Source organism: Pseudoalteromonas sp. 2CM39R (genome assembly GCF_023161845.1).
Map to the genome: position 1 here is coordinate 99,329 of NZ_JALNTM010000006.1, position 15,747 is coordinate 115,075.

At 39.5% G+C, this 15,747-nt stretch carries 14 protein-coding genes; 6 read left to right on the forward strand and 8 right to left on the reverse strand.

Features of this window, described 5'->3' with window-relative positions:
* Positions 1–20: 20 nt before the first annotated feature.
* The 5 genes from rlmB to MTF66_RS14960 form a co-directional block, all read right to left on the reverse strand.
* On the reverse strand, positions 21–764 hold the full coding sequence (gene rlmB, locus MTF66_RS14940; RefSeq protein ID WP_008112440.1) for a 23S rRNA (guanosine(2251)-2'-O)-methyltransferase RlmB: 744 nt from the start codon (positions 762–764) through the stop codon (positions 21–23).
* Entirely contained in the window at positions 761–3,220 is a 2,460-nt protein-coding gene (rnr, locus tag MTF66_RS14945) for a ribonuclease R (protein WP_248527591.1), read from the reverse strand. The genes rlmB and rnr overlap by 4 nt, the downstream gene beginning before the upstream one ends.
* A gap of 208 nt (positions 3,221–3,428) precedes the next feature.
* Positions 3,429–4,163 carry an enoyl-CoA hydratase/isomerase family protein gene (locus MTF66_RS14950; RefSeq protein WP_076919919.1) on the reverse strand — a complete coding sequence of 245 codons (735 nt, stop codon included), beginning with the start codon at positions 4,161–4,163 and terminating at the stop codon, positions 3,429–3,431.
* Between the two features lie 129 nt (positions 4,164–4,292).
* A complete protein-coding gene (locus MTF66_RS14955; protein WP_075170441.1) occupies positions 4,293–4,907 on the reverse strand; it encodes a DNA-binding response regulator in 615 nt (204 codons plus the stop codon).
* The gene (locus MTF66_RS14960; protein ID WP_138622263.1) at positions 4,904–6,007 is read right to left on the reverse strand and encodes a sensor histidine kinase; all 1,104 of its coding nucleotides are present in this window, start codon (positions 6,005–6,007) and stop codon (positions 4,904–4,906) included. Before MTF66_RS14960 ends, MTF66_RS14955 begins: the two co-directional genes overlap by 4 nt.
* A gap of 328 nt (positions 6,008–6,335) precedes the next feature.
* Here MTF66_RS14960 and MTF66_RS14965 point away from each other — a divergent pair, with 328 nt between their 5' ends.
* The 4 genes from MTF66_RS14965 to queG all read left to right on the forward strand — a co-directional run bounded on the left by MTF66_RS14965 (position 6,336) and on the right by queG (position 10,642).
* Positions 6,336–7,202: a DMT family transporter gene (locus tag MTF66_RS14965; protein WP_138622261.1), complete on the forward strand. Its 867-nt coding sequence runs from the start codon at positions 6,336–6,338 to the stop codon at positions 7,200–7,202.
* Positions 7,199–7,903 carry a glycerophosphodiester phosphodiesterase family protein gene (locus tag MTF66_RS14970; RefSeq protein ID WP_010390735.1) on the forward strand — a complete coding sequence of 235 codons (705 nt, stop codon included), beginning with the start codon at positions 7,199–7,201 and terminating at the stop codon, positions 7,901–7,903. Before MTF66_RS14965 ends, MTF66_RS14970 begins: the two co-directional genes overlap by 4 nt.
* Positions 7,904–7,961: 58 nt before the next feature.
* Positions 7,962–9,182: a methyl-accepting chemotaxis protein gene (locus tag MTF66_RS14975; protein WP_054202301.1), complete on the forward strand. Its 1,221-nt coding sequence runs from the start codon at positions 7,962–7,964 to the stop codon at positions 9,180–9,182.
* Positions 9,183–9,508: 326 nt separating this feature from the next.
* Positions 9,509–10,642: a tRNA epoxyqueuosine(34) reductase QueG gene (gene queG, locus MTF66_RS14980; protein WP_054202384.1), complete on the forward strand. Its 1,134-nt coding sequence runs from the start codon at positions 9,509–9,511 to the stop codon at positions 10,640–10,642.
* A 264-nt stretch (positions 10,643–10,906) separates the two neighbouring features.
* Here the strand turns inward: queG and MTF66_RS14985 are convergent, their stop codons facing one another.
* The 3 genes from MTF66_RS14985 to MTF66_RS14995 all read right to left on the reverse strand — a co-directional run bounded on the left by MTF66_RS14985 (position 10,907) and on the right by MTF66_RS14995 (position 14,674).
* Positions 10,907–12,034, reverse strand: a complete 1,128-nt coding sequence (locus MTF66_RS14985) for a PleD family two-component system response regulator (RefSeq protein WP_010390732.1) — start codon at positions 12,032–12,034, stop codon at positions 10,907–10,909.
* A 45-nt stretch (positions 12,035–12,079) separates the two neighbouring features.
* Complete coding sequence (locus tag MTF66_RS14990) at positions 12,080–14,074, reverse strand: ATP-binding protein (RefSeq protein ID WP_138623518.1); 1,995 nt, start codon at positions 14,072–14,074, stop codon at positions 12,080–12,082.
* A gap of 111 nt (positions 14,075–14,185) precedes the next feature.
* The gene (locus MTF66_RS14995) at positions 14,186–14,674 is read right to left on the reverse strand and encodes a GNAT family N-acetyltransferase (protein WP_041709196.1); all 489 of its coding nucleotides are present in this window, start codon (positions 14,672–14,674) and stop codon (positions 14,186–14,188) included.
* 88 nt (positions 14,675–14,762) lie between these two features.
* Between MTF66_RS14995 and MTF66_RS15000 the strand changes: the two genes are divergently transcribed.
* Both MTF66_RS15000 and MTF66_RS15005 read left to right on the forward strand, forming a co-directional pair.
* Entirely contained in the window at positions 14,763–15,332 is a 570-nt protein-coding gene (locus tag MTF66_RS15000; protein WP_010390729.1) for a glutathione peroxidase, read from the forward strand.
* Positions 15,333–15,407: 75 nt separating this feature from the next.
* A complete protein-coding gene (locus tag MTF66_RS15005; RefSeq protein ID WP_008114778.1) occupies positions 15,408–15,689 on the forward strand; it encodes a peptidylprolyl isomerase in 282 nt (93 codons plus the stop codon).
* The last annotated feature ends 58 nt before the right edge of the window (positions 15,690–15,747 follow it).

Genomic DNA, 15,747 nt, shown 5'->3' on the forward strand with positions numbered 1-15,747 from the left:
CCTATGTGATTCGCTTAGGCTTAATTTGTTTCTGCGCGCTGGCGTAACACTTCAAATAAACAAATGCCGGTTGCTACCGATACATTTAAACTTGAAACCGTGCCTGCCATTGGGATTTTAACGAGCACATCACAATGCTCACGCGTTAAGCGGCGCATGCCCTCGCCTTCAGCACCCATCACAATCGCCATTGGGCCTGTTAAGCTGGCATCAAATACATGTGTGTCGGTTTCACCGGCAGTACCTACAACCCAAACGCCCGCGTCTTTTATTTCGCGTAATGTACGTGCAAGGTTAGTTACCTGAATAAGCGGTACCGTTTCTGCTGCGCCACAGGCTACTTTACGTGCTGTGCCATTAAGCTTTGCTGATTTGTCTTTAGGAACAATCACCGCATGTACACCCGCTGCATCGGCACTACGTAAGCAAGCGCCTAAATTATGCGGATCGGTAATGCCATCAAGTACCAGTAAAAATGGCGTGTCTTCGCGTTCAATGATCTCATCGAGATCTTTTTCATTAAACACTCGCGCCGCTTTTACGTTGGCAATAATGCCTTGATGCTGTTCATCTTTCGCTTTGTTATCAAGCGCTTTTCGTTGCATAAACTGTACTGAAATACCAAACTGACGCGCTTGCTCAATCACAGGCGATAAACGCTTATCATCACGTCCCTTAAGGGCGTATATTTCTATAAAGCGCTCTGGCTCTTTTGCTAAAATTGCTTCAACAGAGTGAAAGCCAAAAATTAATTCATTACTCACGAATTGTTTGCTCCTGGGCTACTACGTTTACGGGCATTTTTACCTGGTCTTTTAGGCTTTTTGACCGCTTTCTTTTTGGTTTTTTTCTTCGCGGTGGTGTCATCCGCTTTTACTTTAGACTTACCCGCTGCCTTAGTTTTACTTGTAGGCTTTTTTCCACCTTTTGGTTTTTTACTGTCGCTTGCTGACTTTTTACCCGGTATTTTACCGGCTTTAAGTTGCGAGCGAACGCTTGCTGGGGCATTCTTTTTTGGCGCACGACGACGCGCATAACGATCTTGAGCCACATCGCCTTTAAGCGTTAAGTTAATTCGGCGATCATCTAAGCTTACCGAGGCAACTTGTACAGTTACTTTATCGCCTAAACGATAAACCGTATGTGTGTGTTCACCCACCAAGCAATGTTTAGCCGCATCATGTTGGAAGTATTCATCACCTAAATTGGTAACATGAATTAATCCATCAATTTGCAAATCATCTAAACGAATAAATAAACCAAAATTAGTAACCGATGAAATAACCCCGTTAAACTCCGTGCCTACATGATCTTGCATGTATTCACATTTTAGCCAATCGGCTACTTCACGGGTGGCATCATCTGCGCGGCGCTCAGTGGTAGAACACTGCTCACCAAGTTGATCGACTTCATCATCGCTGTAGGCATATTCACCTGACGTTTGTTGGCCTTGCGCTTTTAACACCGCTTTAATTGCACGGTGTACCACTAAATCGGGGTAACGGCGAATTGGCGAGGTAAAGTGTGCGTAGGCCGATAATGCTAAACCAAAGTGACCTATGTTATCTGGCTGATATACCGCTTGCTTCATTGAGCGCAGTAGCATAGTTTGAATAAGTTCAGCCTCAGGACGATCCCCTAAACGAGCCAATACTTGAGTGATCTCTTTCGGGGTAGGTTCATCGCTTAGCGTGCTCTCAATACCCAACTCAGTTAAAAACTGAGTAAAGTTACCCAGTTTTTCGCTATCAGGTTCATCATGCACCCTAAATAACGCACTTGCTTCGTGTTTCTCAAGTAATTTAGCCGCCGATACATTGGCTAAAATCATACATTCTTCAATCAGCTTGTGCGCATCGTTACGAATAACTGGCACAATAGATTCTATTTTACGCTGTGCGTTAAATACAAAACGGGTTTCGAGTGTTTCAAATTCAATTGCACCACGCTCTTGGCGTGCTGCTTTTAATGCCATGTACATTTGCTGTAAGTCAGTTAAATGTGGCACTACAGCTGCGTATTCTTTGCGGAGCTTTTCGTCATTTTGTAAAATGGCATTTACTTTGGTGTAGGTTAAACGAGCATGCGAATTCATTAGTGCTTCGTAAAACTTATAGCCCGACAGCTTACCCTCTTGCGATACGGTCATTTCTGCAACCATACACAGGCGATCAACCTCAGGGTTAAGCGAACACAAACCGTTAGACAATACTTTTGGCAGCATTGGAATAACTTGCTCAGGGAAATACACTGAATTACCGCGCTCTATCGCTTCTTTGTTAAGCGGCGTGTTCATACCTACATAATGGGATACATCGGCAATGGCTACCCATAAACGCCAGCCACCTGATTTTTTAGGTTCACAATAAACAGCGTCATCAAAGTCGCGAGCGTCTTCGCCATCAATAGTGACAAGTGGTAAGCCGCGTAGATCAACACGGCCTTGCTTATCGGCTTCTTCAACAAATTCACCTAAGTGGGCAACTTGTTGTTCAACCTCTTCTGGCCACACGTGTGGAATATCGTGATTACGCAGCGCAACTTCAATTTCCATACCCGGCGCTAAATGCTCGCCCAGTACGTCAATCACTTTACCTACCGCATTCATATTGCGGCTTGGATTTTGAGTTATTTGCACTTGCACCATCTGGTTGTGGCGTGCGCCTTTTTCGTTACCCGGTAAAATAATAATATCTTGAGTAATGCGCGGATCTTCAGCAACCACAACGGCAATACCATGCTCAACAAAATAACGGCCAACAATAGGCGCTCGCTCATTAGTAAGCACTTTAATAATACGGGCATCGCATTTTGAGCCTGAACCACGCTTAGTGCCTTTCGCAAGAACAATGTCGCCATGTAGCACCATATTCATTTGATGCTTGGCAATAAACCAGTCTTTGCTCTCGCCTTCAACTTCTAAAAAGCCAAAACCGTCTCTGTGACCGACAACTTTGCCTTTGGTTAAACCGGCTTCGTCAATCAGGGCATAACATTTAAATTTATTAAAATACAATTGCCCGTCGCGCTCCATGGCACGAAGTCGGCGCTTAAATGCTATTTGTCGTTCTTCATCGTTGACCGCGAGTTCTTCGCATAGTTGCGTGTAATTAGCAGGTTTTGAACGCTCTTGAAGGTGAGTAAGTATAAACTCACGACTAGGGACTGGGTTTTCGTACTTTTCTTGTTCTCGACTGAGATTTGGATCTTGGTTTGACATTCACTATCTTGTTAGTTGGTTATGTAAGCATTTTAACTCATATACTCGAAATGAGACAGGTAAAAGCCATTAAACTTTTAATAAAGCGTTATTAGCTTTTGCATTTTGTAGCAATGTAGCTAAATAACACTTAACACCTACTTAATTAATGCACATGAAAGTGAGTAAATTAACTGTAGTTATGTTTACTCACTTTTATAAAAACAGCTTACTTTTGCTGTAGTTTCTTCCACAATAGCGTGCTGATGTTTTCAATAAAAGCCGAGTCTTGTGCAGCCATAACATCGAGTATTGGTTTGTTCATTTGGGTTTTGTTTTGAGCGTATATCCAACGATTTTTATTAAAGCTTTGAGCAAACTCTAACACACCCGCTTGCAAGGCTTGCTCATCAGCAAAAATTGCTTCTACCACATTTTGTTGTAACAATTTTTGCGCATCAACACGCTCGCCAGTCATAGCTAAGCGGTTAAAAAATTGAGGATTAATCGCTTTATTAATAATCGGAAACATAGACGGTACAAACGGTACCAGTACATCAACTTCAGGAAAGCAGAAAAAGCCTTTGTCCGATTTCATAAACCGAAAATCACAGGCACATGCTAACACCGAGCCATTACCATAAGTGTGACCGTTTAATGCAGCAATGATAGGCATAGGAAACGTCACTATACGTTTAAATAACTGCCCTATCGAATTCATAAAATCAGCAATAACTGTAGGCGTGTTATCTGAACTGGCCATCCACTGTAAATCAATTCCCAATGACCAGCTTTTATCGCTGCTTGAGGTTAATACTACGGCGTTAATATCGCCATTGGCTTCTATGCTATCTAAGTGTTGATTAAGTTCAGCTATAAAACTAGGGTTATGGCGGTTTTCAGCGGTATTCATGGTAAGTATTGCCACGTTTTGCTCAGTGGTAATCTTTATTAATGCGGTCATTAGAGCCTCTTTGAGTGCATTTAGCTGCGCTTTTAGCACTTTTCGTTACTTTTATAGTTATGCACTGAATAGTAATACGTTGTATAAAATTTATAAAGTGCCTATTTTTGTAATCATCAAAGAAGCTATTTATAACCACCCCTTTTGCCGAGCGATACGCGCTGCATCTATCCTGTTTGTGGCATTGAGCTTTGCAATCGCATCAGATAAATAATTGCGCGTTGTCCCTTCACTTATATAGAGCTGCTTTGCTATTTCGCTGGTTTTTAAGCCATCACTTGCAAGCTTTAAGGCTTTACGCTCTTTATCTGTGAGTGGGTCGGCATCGTCTAGGGCATTAATGGCAAGTTCTGGGTCAATCACCTTTTGCCCTTGCATTACTTTTTTTAACGCGTTTATTAGCTCTTCGCTGGGTGCTTCTTTTAAAATAAAACCTTTAACACCCGCATTCAAAGAGCGCCTAATATAACCAGCACGTGAAAAAGTGGTCATAATTATCATATTAATTACAGGATATTTAGCGGCTATTTGCTCACTAAGCTCAATGCCATTCATGCTTGGCATTTCTATATCCGTTAAAATGATATCTGGATGTAAGTCTTTACTAAGCGCGCTGATTTCATTTAACGCATCTCGCCCATTACATGCTTGACCAATTACCTCAATATTAAAGTCAAGGCTTAATAAAGCGGCAACTGCGTCGCGCACCAGCGCTTGATCTTCAACTAAATATACTTTGATCATTTTAAATCCTCAGCACTTAATGGCAGTACAACGTTTAAAGTAAATGTATCGCCACAGGTAAATTTTGCACTGCCGTTTAATTGCTCTGCTCGCTCTTTAATGCCATTTAAACCATTTCCCGCTTTCAATGTGGTGCATGGCGCGTTATCAATAACGGCAATAAGTAATTGCCGCTTTGTTTGTTCTATATTAATAGAACCGATTTTTGTGCTGCTATGGCGTAATAAATTAGTCACTGACTCTTTAATAATAAGACTCGCAATGCCCTCAACCTTGGCAGGTAACGTCGCTAAATTAACGTTAAATTTTATGTTAAAGCCTTGCTCTTTGAGTGTTTGTTTTAGCTGTGCTATTTGGCTGTTTAAGTTGAGCTGCTTTAAATTACTTACCGCGTTTCGTACATCACTCAGTAACTGTCTTGCAAGATCTGCTACTTGGGCTATTTCGTTATTAGCCTGCGCGTATCGTTCACCTTGATTTAGTTTATTCGCAAGTTCAGCTTTTAAAGCTATTGATGACAGTGAGTGACCTAAAATATCATGTAAATCTCGGGCTATGCGTTCACGCTCAGCAATGGCTGCTAGTTGCTCCAATTGCTTTGCGCTTTCTTGTTCGCGCTTTTTATGTTCGCGCTCTCTTTTTGCTGCAATCCCATAGCTAAATAAGGCGGCACATAATATTAATGCCACAGCCAAAAAGTACTGAAGCTTTCCTATATCGCTTAAATACGAACTTGCAAAAAGCGCGACTATAATGGCTATTGCGGCATAATACCGCTGCTTTTGGGCATAACTATACCCTGCCACATAGGCAACAAAACCATACAAAGTAGGTGTGCCAGAGGTAAAAAAAGTGGCGCTAAAACAAATGGCGAGTAAGGCTAAAAATAAGGGGGTAATTTTTGTGTTATTGCAGTTAATTGCTTTTATGTACAAAATAATAAAAGCAATATAAAAAGCTAAACATAGGCTCATTTGGCTTTTTGTAAATTGGTCAAAATTAATAATTAATGGCAATAAATAAAAGCCGGTAAAAATTAAATGGCCATACTTCCAAAACGTTTTATCCGTTTGTTGAGAAAAGCTACTTAGCGAACTCATACTAATACCTCTGGCCTATTGTTTTTGTTCATAGCACTATTTTTATTAATAAATATTAATAACATAAAAATGAATGCGAACATAAAATAATCTTCATAAGTCGCAGTTAAACTTAGTGTTTCTACAAAGTCGCTAATGCTTAAGCTTATTAAAATTAAGGAATTCATAACACCCTCCAATATAAGTAAAGTAACTATGCCATTAGATAAAATATATAAGAGTGTGAAGTGTCATTAACTTGGCTGACATTTGTCATGAAATAGAAAAATTCATCTTCTGAGTGTAAAAGCAATGCTAATATAGCCAAAAAAAGTGACAAGGAAATCTCGTGCAGTCCCAACAACAAAGCTTAATTTACTTACATATTGCCGTCCTTTTATTTGGCGGCACCGCCTTATTCGCAAAGCTAATTAGTTTGAATGCATTAGATATTACCGCTTATCGTGCGGCTATCGCTGGGGTGGCAATTTGTGTGCTACTGACTTTGCAAAAAAAACCAATTAAGCTGCATCACGCCAAGGATTATGTGATTGCCATTTTATTAGGCGTTGCCGTAGGTATTCACTGGGTAACCTACTTTGCAGGCATGCAATTGGCGGGAATTACCGTGGGCATGTTAGCTTTTTTTACCTATCCCGTGATCACGGTATTTTTAGAGCCTCTATTTAATAAAAGTAAGCCCAAGACAAAAGATATAATAAGCGCTGTGGTGGTGATTATTGGCATTTATTTATTGATCCCTAACGTTAATTTAGGCGATGACATCACTTTAGGTGTTGTGACGGGGGTGGTATCAGCGTTGTTTTTTGCTATTCGTAATATTACCCATAAACGCTACTTTAGTGAGTATGGTGGACCGCAAACCATGTTTTATCAAACGTTAGTGGCAAGCCTGATGCTATGTGCATTTATTGAAGTACCCATAACACAAATTAATGATACTGATTTAATATTGCTGCTTATCGCCGGTGTGGTGTTTACTGCGATGCCGCATTCGTTATTTGCAGCGAGTTTAAAACATTTATCAGCAGCGACCGCTGGATTGATTTCTTGCTTACAGCCCCTTTATGGCACAATACTGGCTATAATTATTTTGCACGAACGCCCCTCAGTGATGACCCTGATTGGTGGTGCACTGATTGTTAGTGCTGCGTGCTTTGAAACTTGGTCAATCTCACGGAAAAAGCAGCCATGAAAATATTTGCTCATAGAGGCACAAGCACACACTTTCCTGAAAATACACATAGCGCCATTATGGCGGCGTTAAAAGCAAATGTAGATGGCATTGAGGTTGATGTACAAAGCGCACTTGATGACTACGTGATTATTCATGATACCTATCTAGATAGAACTACTAATGGTAAAGGTAAAGTGTGCGACCTAAGCGCTCAGCAAATTCAACAATTTGATGCGGGAAATGGTGAGCAAGTGCCTACCCTACAACAACTAATTGACTGGAATAGCAATCAAACCTTACTTAATTTAGAGCTAAAACATACTTTTGAACTAGAAAAGTTTGCTGCGCAACTAGAAATGAATATTACTGCAAATAAGATATCAGCAGACAATATTTTAGTTTCATCATTTAATCATCATCAACTACACTGGCTAAAGAACCGCTTGCCTTGGCTTAAAATTGGCGCACTTACTGCATCAATTCCATTGCAGTATGCGAAGTTTGCTGAAGACTTACAGGCCTTTAGCATTCATGTTGACAAAAACTTTATGAACAAGTCGTTTGTTGACGATGCCAAACTGCGCGGCTTACAGGTGTTTGCCTACACCGTAGATGAAGTTGAAGATATTAAACTGATGCTTGCCTGTGGTGTTGATGGCATTTTTACTAACGACCCTGAACGAACTAAGCATTTTTTGGCGCAATTAAATGAACTATAACTAATTATTTAATTGCTATTTATGCTATAAAAACAATAATTTAGTAGGTCACTATTTAATGAGTAGCTACATGCGTATTTATAATTTTTTAGAACAAACTCTATTTTTTACTTTAACCCGAAAAATAGTGGGTAATTTAAGCTTTGTATTTTTATTTCAAGCTATTACATTATTTTGGTTACACAGTAGCCTCTCTGAAAATCAACAAAGCACAGGGCTATTTTGGGCATTAACCCTGCTGATTGTTGCCGGTTTTATATTTACTATTTTTTATATGCGCTTTTTAATTGTGCGCCCGGTAAAAGCCATGCGCGATACGTTGATTAATATTAATCAACAAGATGCCAACTTAGCTGCCAAACTTCCTCATTTTACTTTTGATGAATTTAGAGATTTAAGTGAACAATATAATCAGTTTACTACGCATTTAAACAGCTTATTAAGTACGACCTACAGCAGCGCTCAGGAAAGCGTGCAAAGTAATAGCCAAGTAACGCAATCAATGCAGCACACAGAGCAGCTAAGCGAACAGCAAATTAATTTAAGCCACACCATAATTAATGCCAGTAACCAAATTACCCAAAGCCTGCAAGATATAGTAAGTAACACTGATAGCGTACATCAGGTAAATAATGAACACCTTAGTTTTGTTAAGCTCTCTGCGAGCGAACTGTCAAAACTGGTTGAACAGGTGAGACTTATTAATGAAATGCTGGGTAGTTTTTCTAAAACGATTGCAGGCTTAAAAGAGAATAGTGAAAACATTCGTAGCATTTTAAAAATGGTAGAAGAGTTTTCTGATCAAACTAATTTATTAGCGCTTAATGCGGCAATTGAAGCAGCGCGCGCTGGAGAAGCTGGGCGAGGTTTTGCCGTGGTTGCCGATGAAGTTCGCACCCTATCGGTTAAAGTAAGTGATGCAACCCGCCAAATTAGTGATTTTATTACCCAAATGAATGAGCTGGTTAATGAAACCAATAAAGAGTCTCAGCAGTTAATTAGTCACTCTAATAACGCACAAGCTGCAATCAACGATACCTCAGAAGGTTTTGGAAAAATGCTCAATGAATTTGAGCATAATCAGCAGCAATTACAGCAAATAGCTAACGCAGTTCATTTACTTGAAGATACACAAAATCAAACTCATGAATCGGTTGAACAAATTGTGGCGCTTGGCGAACAAGCAAAGCAACAAATAGACACCGCATTGCATGACTCTGAGCAATCACAAAAACTAAGTCAACAAACCCAACAACAGTTAAAGCGTTTTGTAGACTAGGGTCTGCTGATCTTTCAAGGTTAAATTTGCAGCAGTCTGTTTGGTATTTAGGCAAGGCAGGGCCTATGTGGTGTGGTTATTCCCCATAAATAGGCGATAACGCAGCATCAATGCCAAACAGGCGCTGCCCGAAGGGTTCTGCCTAGGGGCAATTAACTCTTTGTTGCTCGGTTTTTACTTAGCCCACTAGGTTACAAACCTCGCGCCGCGATTAAATCGCCCCTAGTTTTAACAAATTTCAATCCGCAAAGGTCAACAGACCCTAGTTTTACCCAAGCCGCGATTATGCTAAATTACGCGGCTTATAATATAACTGTGTGAAGCATGTGAGCGACGTCAATCTAAATTATGAACAGCTAGCCCAGCAAATAAAGCTATGGGGTCAAGAACTTGGCTTTAGTGAAGTGGGTATTACTGACATTGATTTAACTAAACATGAAGCACAGCTGCAGCGATGGCTTGATGCGGGTTTTCATGGCTCAATGGATTATATGGCAGCGCATGGTATGAAGCGTGCTCGCCCTAATGAGCTAGTACCCGGAACACAGCGGGTTATTTCAGTTAAAATGAATTACCTCCCACCTGATTCAGGCTTTGCCAAAAACCTTAAAAATACCGAAAAAGCCTATATCAGCCGATATGCCCTTGGCCGTGACTATCATAAGTTGATGCGCAACCGAATCAAACAGTTAGGTAAAAAAATTGAACAACATGTGGGTGACTATAGCTTTAGGCCTTTTGTTGATTCAGCCCCTGTACTTGAACGTCAACTCGCTGAAAAAGCGGGATTAGGCTGGCGCGGAAAGCATTCTTTATTAATAAATAAAGAGGCGGGTTCTTGGTTCTTTTTAGGTGAGCTTTTTGTCGACTTACCTTTACCAATTGATAACGAAAACACTTTTGAGGGCTGCGGCAAATGCGTTGCCTGCATAACACTATGCCCCACTGGTGCTATTGTAGAACCTTATGTGGTTGATGCGCGTAAGTGCATTTCGTATTTAACTATAGAGCATCAAGGTGCTATTCCTGAGCAATACAGAACATTAATGGGAAATCGCATTTATGGCTGTGACGATTGCCAATTGGTATGCCCATGGAACCGCTACGGAAAAATTACTGATGAGGCTGACTTTCATCCTCGTACACAATTAAAAAACAAAGATTTACTCGAGTTATTTGCTTGGGATGAAACTACCTTTTTAAAAAATACCGAGGGCAGTCCAATCCGCCGCATCGGCCATGAACGTTGGCTACGAAATATAGCCGTTGGCTTAGGAAACGCAGATTTTAGCCCGGCAATTATTGCTGCACTCGAAGATAAGCGCCAAGCGGTAAGTGACTTGGTGGGTGAACATATAAATTGGGCACTCGCCCAGCAACACGATAAACAAAGACAAAAGTTGCGTAAAACGGCACGGTTAATTCGTATTGTTGAAAAAGGCTTACCCAGAGACGCATAAGCCTTTTACCTTTTTATGTAATCACTTTCTCTGTGAACTATTAGCTCTCTTTGCGCATAATTTACTAACATCTAATTTAACACAGAGAAGAGAATGAGGAGTAAATAAGAAGCTACTATTAAAGTACAGCTCTTAGTTAACCTGTTACTCATACCTTTCGTTTTTAACCTTTAAAAGACGCGACATAAAGTCGCTGCTACAAGTTAATTTGTCCAATCGTAGTAAGGAATTTACCCCGCGTCTCGCAGCCCGTAGCCCGCACCTTTAGCCTTTCAACAATAAAGCGAGATCTTGCTCTATCTCTGCGAACGCTTTTTTAACCTGATCAACAGATTCTTGGCGTGCCACCGAATTTTGAATCGTTTCGTCGACCTTTTTGTAAATAAACACTTCCTGGTCTTCATCGAGTCCCATGGTTGGGATCCGCTCTTCTAACTCCTCTTGAAGTTGTTTAAATACTTTTTCGTTATTTATCCGGCTGTCGTTAAGCAATCCAATTAAACTATGAAATTTACTGTGAACAGTACTCGCCACTTTGTTTAATCGCTCTTGCTGCGAAACCAACATTTTCTTAGTAGTAATAGCGCGCAATTGCTGTTCGGTTACACTTACAATAAAACAAATATGATCACGTATACGCCCATGCTTCTGCTCATCTTGTTCTGGCATATTCAAAATCAATAAACTGACAAACTCGTAATTAACCAAAATACGATGAGAAAACTCATGTAACCTACCTTTGTTTTTAAGCATTTCAAATAACTCAATCACAATCGGCGAACACACACCGTTTAAAGCAAAGTGCGATTTGGTGTCGTTACATCTAAATTCAATATTACTTTGTAGACCAAATGTCTGTAAGCACTCCACTAATGCCTTACCTAACTCCTCTACATCGTTGATAAAACCGATATTTTCAATATAGTTAACTATCTGACCCATTTCACTGCTATTTGCCATAGCATTAAAAGCGGTTGAGGTTGCTTCTTTTACTTGCTTTTCAAGCTGTTGTTTTTCTATTAATACTTGATTTAACTTATTCAGCTTTTGCTTAAGCTCATCGTGCCCAAACGGTTTTACAATATAGTCTTCAGCACCTACTGAATAACCTTCCATACGTTCCTCAACGGTCCCCCTTGCCGATACAAACATCACTATAATATCTTGTGTTTTAGGGTTGGCTTTGAGCTCTTTACATACTTCGTAACCATTCATTTTTGGCATGCTTACATCAAGTAAGATAACCTGCGGCATATACTCTTCAACCATGCTCAAGCATTCCGGGCCACTCGAAGCCAGCTTAAGTTCAAAATCTAATTCCTCTAGGATTTCTTCTATTATTTCGAGGTTAAATGGTTCATCGTCGACTGCAAGAATTTTAGTTAAAGCCATAATTTTTCGTCCATATAAATCGTGTTCATTAAAACAATTCGGTTATTAGCTACTATTTTTCACTAATTGCTCATCGGCTAAATATTCATCGAGGTTTATTTCCAAAGGAACCTGAATGCTAATGGTTGCCCCACCAAGTTCGTTATTACAGGCTTTTATAGTTCCTTGATGTAAAGAAACAAATTCACGGCACAGCGTAAGTCCTAATCCTGTCCCCCCTGCGCCACTATTTGTTTTGCTACTTTGCACAAATTTTTGAAAAACAGTTTCAAGCTCGTCTTCTGGTATGCCTATTCCGCTATCTATTACTTCAATATTTGCACACCCACTGTCTGTTTCCAATGCAACTTCGATAGTGCTATGTTCTTCGCTAAATTTTAATGCATTACTCAATACGTTTCTAAGTACCTGATTAATTTGCTCTTCATCGCATTGCGCTACAACTGGTGGGTTATCTGATTTAAATGCAATCTTAATATCTTTTTCTATGGCAATTCCGGACACATCATCAATACTTGTTTTAACAATAGTCGTTAAATCGCATGCTCGCGGGTTAAATGGGAATTTACCTACATCTAATTTCGACAAATCGAGTAAATTGTTAAGTAAAGAAAGCAGCCTTTGTCCACTTGATTCAATTCGGGTTAAGTATTTTAAAAGTTTATCTTTACTAAAATCATCATCTTGAAGCTTACCGATACCAAAGCGTGAAAAACTTAGTATAGAATGCATAGGGGTTCTTAGCTCATGTGACATATTCGCCAAAAACTCTGATTTGCTTAAATTAGCTGCTTCAGCAATGTTTTTCGCATGCTCAAGTTGCGAAGTCCGCGCTCTAACCTGCTCTTCTAGAAGGTCTTTGGCCTCAAGTAATAAATCTTCTTTTTGTTTTAAATGGGTTACGTTTTTAAAAATAACCGCTAATGCTATCTCACCATGATGATCAATTTCATTAAATGAGCCGACAAGTGGAATTTTACTGCCATCTTTATTGACTAGGTGTAAGTCGCAACTAAATTGCCGATTACTGTTTAAAGTCGATATTTTATCTTTTATTGCCTTTACTGAATCGTCATCTAAAAAGTGAAATAACGAGTGAGCAATGAGCTTTTTAAACGGTAAATTAAACAGCTTTAAGCACGCGTCGTTAGCCTCTACTATTTTGCCTTTACGTTCAAAAAGTAAGATTGGGTCGGGAGTATTTTTAAAAATTACTTGCAGCAAACTGTCTTTTTCAATAAGTACATCGACTGTATCTTGTAGCCTTTCAACTAGCTCTGCGTTATGACGTTTTAGCAATTCGGTTTGCCACAACTTATGTACTGCTTGTAATAAAACGTTGTCATCGAGTGGCTTAATTAAAACGTCTTCAACACCTTGGCGAATTGCTTCAATCATAGAAACCTGAGCAGGACGCGAGGTTAATAATAAGCAGCGGCTATGCGGCTGTATCTGCTTAAGGCTGGTAAATATATCTAAGCCAAGCCCTTCTTTTAAACTAAAATCACTAATTAAAATATCAATCATTCTGAGTTTAGCAATATTAAGTGCCTCATCATGATTCGTAGCTGTGTATACCTCTATATGTGCACCCACTAAACTACTTTTTAGCATTTCTAAACGCTCACTAACATGATCAACTAACAAAATTGTAGGCAGTTTAAAAATATGATCAGGTCCTATTTCTAATAGATCTTCAATAAATGAAGTGATTTCTTTATTAGAAAAAAATGGATAAATAATAGTGGCATCTGGAACAAGCTCGTTTAATTTACCAAATGCATCAAGCAATTCACCACTTTCAGCCTTGGGAGCCAAAAGTAAAAATGATTGTCGGGTCGCTTGTTTTACCAACGAAGCAACTAGATTTGTTGGTGTCCCTTGTGAAAAGGCAAGCATATCGTACGCATCTATGTTGCTGCTTTGATCAAACATAGAATAATGAACTAATTCAACTTCACAACCAATTAGCTCAAGCAGTACTTTTAAGCGCATAGCAATCATGCTACTGCTATCAATAATTAGTATTTTTTGCGCCATTTATGTACACTTTTAAGAATTAATTAAACACCTTTTCAGCATAGTATAGAATTTTTGGTTTGGCATAATCGTCTACATAAATGTAATTTTTGCTTGCCTATGGTTATGGGATTACATTAAATGCTTACCAAAAATAGTCAGGCTGTACAGCTGGTTATCCATCCTTGCAACATTGGGCAACTCTCCCCATACTGCAAAATCAAAATGCTTAAATAATTTAATGCTTGGTTCGTTATGGCTAAAAATAAACCCGAGTAACACTTCAATATCGAGCTTTTGTGCTTGTTGTTGTGCAAATTGCATCAACTTTTTACCCAACCCTTTTCCTTGGGCTGCTGATGTAATGTAGATGCTTAGTTCAACGGTGCCATCGTAAGCTGGGCGCCCATAAAACGATTTATAACTTACCCACGCTAGTACTTGGTCATTTTCGCAGTAAACAAAAATAGGTCTTTGAGCTGTATGGCTATCAAACCAAGGTTGTTTGTCAGCAACGGTTACTTCTTCGGTATCGGCGGTCACCATTCGACTAGGGATAGTTTCATTGTAAATGGCAACAATAGCAGTTAAATCATCAGGTTTTGCTAAACGTATAGTCATAGAAAATAAGTAAAATTGATCAATTTTGTCTATAGTAGCGTATGATAAGTTACATAAACACCCATCGAATCGCATTCAAGGTAACCGCATGATAAGAAAATTAATATTCGGATTAACACTGGCTCTCGGCTGTGTATCTGTAACCACCAATGCAGCAGACACTAATAGCCCTTCAGCAAAGACAGATACCTGCGATGACTTCACAAATGTGTCACTGAGAAAGCTTCGTTCAACCGAAACGCTTAATCTATGTGAATTTAAAAATAAGCCACTGTTGATTGTTAACACTGCCAGCAATTGCGGCTTTACTTCTCAGTTTGAAGGGCTAGAAACGCTATACAAAAAATATAAAGAGCAAGGCTTAGTGGTGCTCGGTTTTCCATCTGACGATTTTTTTCAAGAAGAAAATGACGAAAAAGATACGGCTAAAGTCTGTTATGTTAATTACGGCGTTACTTTCCCTATGTTAGCCACCAGCGCAGTGCGTGGCAGCGATGCCAACCCTATTTTCAAGCACTTAAATGCAAAAACTAGTTCACCTAACTGGAATTTTTATAAATACGTGGTTTCGGCAGATCGTCAATCAGTGACTCGCTTTAATAGCCGCGTCAAACCCGATTCAGCAAAATTAGAAAGCGCCATCAAAAGTGCATTTTAATTTTGTGTTTTCAGTTTAACCTTACTAAGATGTTGCTTAGTAGATAAAAAACTAAACTTATAAATAGGAGATTTTATGGCAGTAGCAAGTGCAAGGCACATACTCGTAGACAGTGAAGCACAATGTTTAGACCTTAAAGATAAAATTGAGCAAGGTGAAGACTTTGCTGAGCTAGCTAAATTGCACTCTAATTGCCCTTCAGGTCAAGATGGTGGCGCATTAGGTGAGTTCGGACCTGGTATGATGGTTCCTGAGTTTGATAAGGTGGTTTTTTCAGCGCCACTTAACCAAGTACAAGGTCCTGTTCAAACACAGTTTGGTTACCATTTATTAGAAGTAACCAGCCGCTCAGAGTAAGCAAATCGATTTATTAATAAAGCCGCATTAGCGGCTTTTTATTTATGTGGAGTTGGCA

What these genes read in the sequence shown, in the direction of transcription:
- rnr (WP_248527591.1), bottom strand. Translation starts at nt 3,220, where the DNA reads ATGTCAAACCAAGATCCAAATCTCAGTCGAGAACAAGAAAAGTACGAA.
- MTF66_RS14995 (WP_041709196.1), bottom strand. Translation starts at nt 14,674, where the DNA reads ATGACTATACGTTTAGCAAAACCTGATGATTTAACTGCTATTGTTGCC.
- MTF66_RS14960 (WP_138622263.1), bottom strand. Translation starts at nt 6,007, where the DNA reads ATGAGTTCGCTAAGTAGCTTTTCTCAACAAACGGATAAAACGTTTTGG.
- MTF66_RS14975 (WP_054202301.1), top strand. Translation starts at nt 7,962, where the DNA reads ATGAGTAGCTACATGCGTATTTATAATTTTTTAGAACAAACTCTATTT.
- MTF66_RS14970 (WP_010390735.1), top strand. Translation starts at nt 7,199, where the DNA reads ATGAAAATATTTGCTCATAGAGGCACAAGCACACACTTTCCTGAAAAT.
- MTF66_RS14955 (WP_075170441.1), bottom strand. Translation starts at nt 4,907, where the DNA reads ATGATCAAAGTATATTTAGTTGAAGATCAAGCGCTGGTGCGCGACGCA.
- MTF66_RS15005 (WP_008114778.1), top strand. Translation starts at nt 15,408, where the DNA reads ATGGCAGTAGCAAGTGCAAGGCACATACTCGTAGACAGTGAAGCACAA.
- MTF66_RS14950 (WP_076919919.1), bottom strand. Translation starts at nt 4,163, where the DNA reads ATGACCGCATTAATAAAGATTACCACTGAGCAAAACGTGGCAATACTT.
- MTF66_RS15000 (WP_010390729.1), top strand. Translation starts at nt 14,763, where the DNA reads ATGATAAGAAAATTAATATTCGGATTAACACTGGCTCTCGGCTGTGTA.
- MTF66_RS14990 (WP_138623518.1), bottom strand. Translation starts at nt 14,074, where the DNA reads ATGGCGCAAAAAATACTAATTATTGATAGCAGTAGCATGATTGCTATG.
- MTF66_RS14985 (WP_010390732.1), bottom strand. Translation starts at nt 12,034, where the DNA reads ATGGCTTTAACTAAAATTCTTGCAGTCGACGATGAACCATTTAACCTC.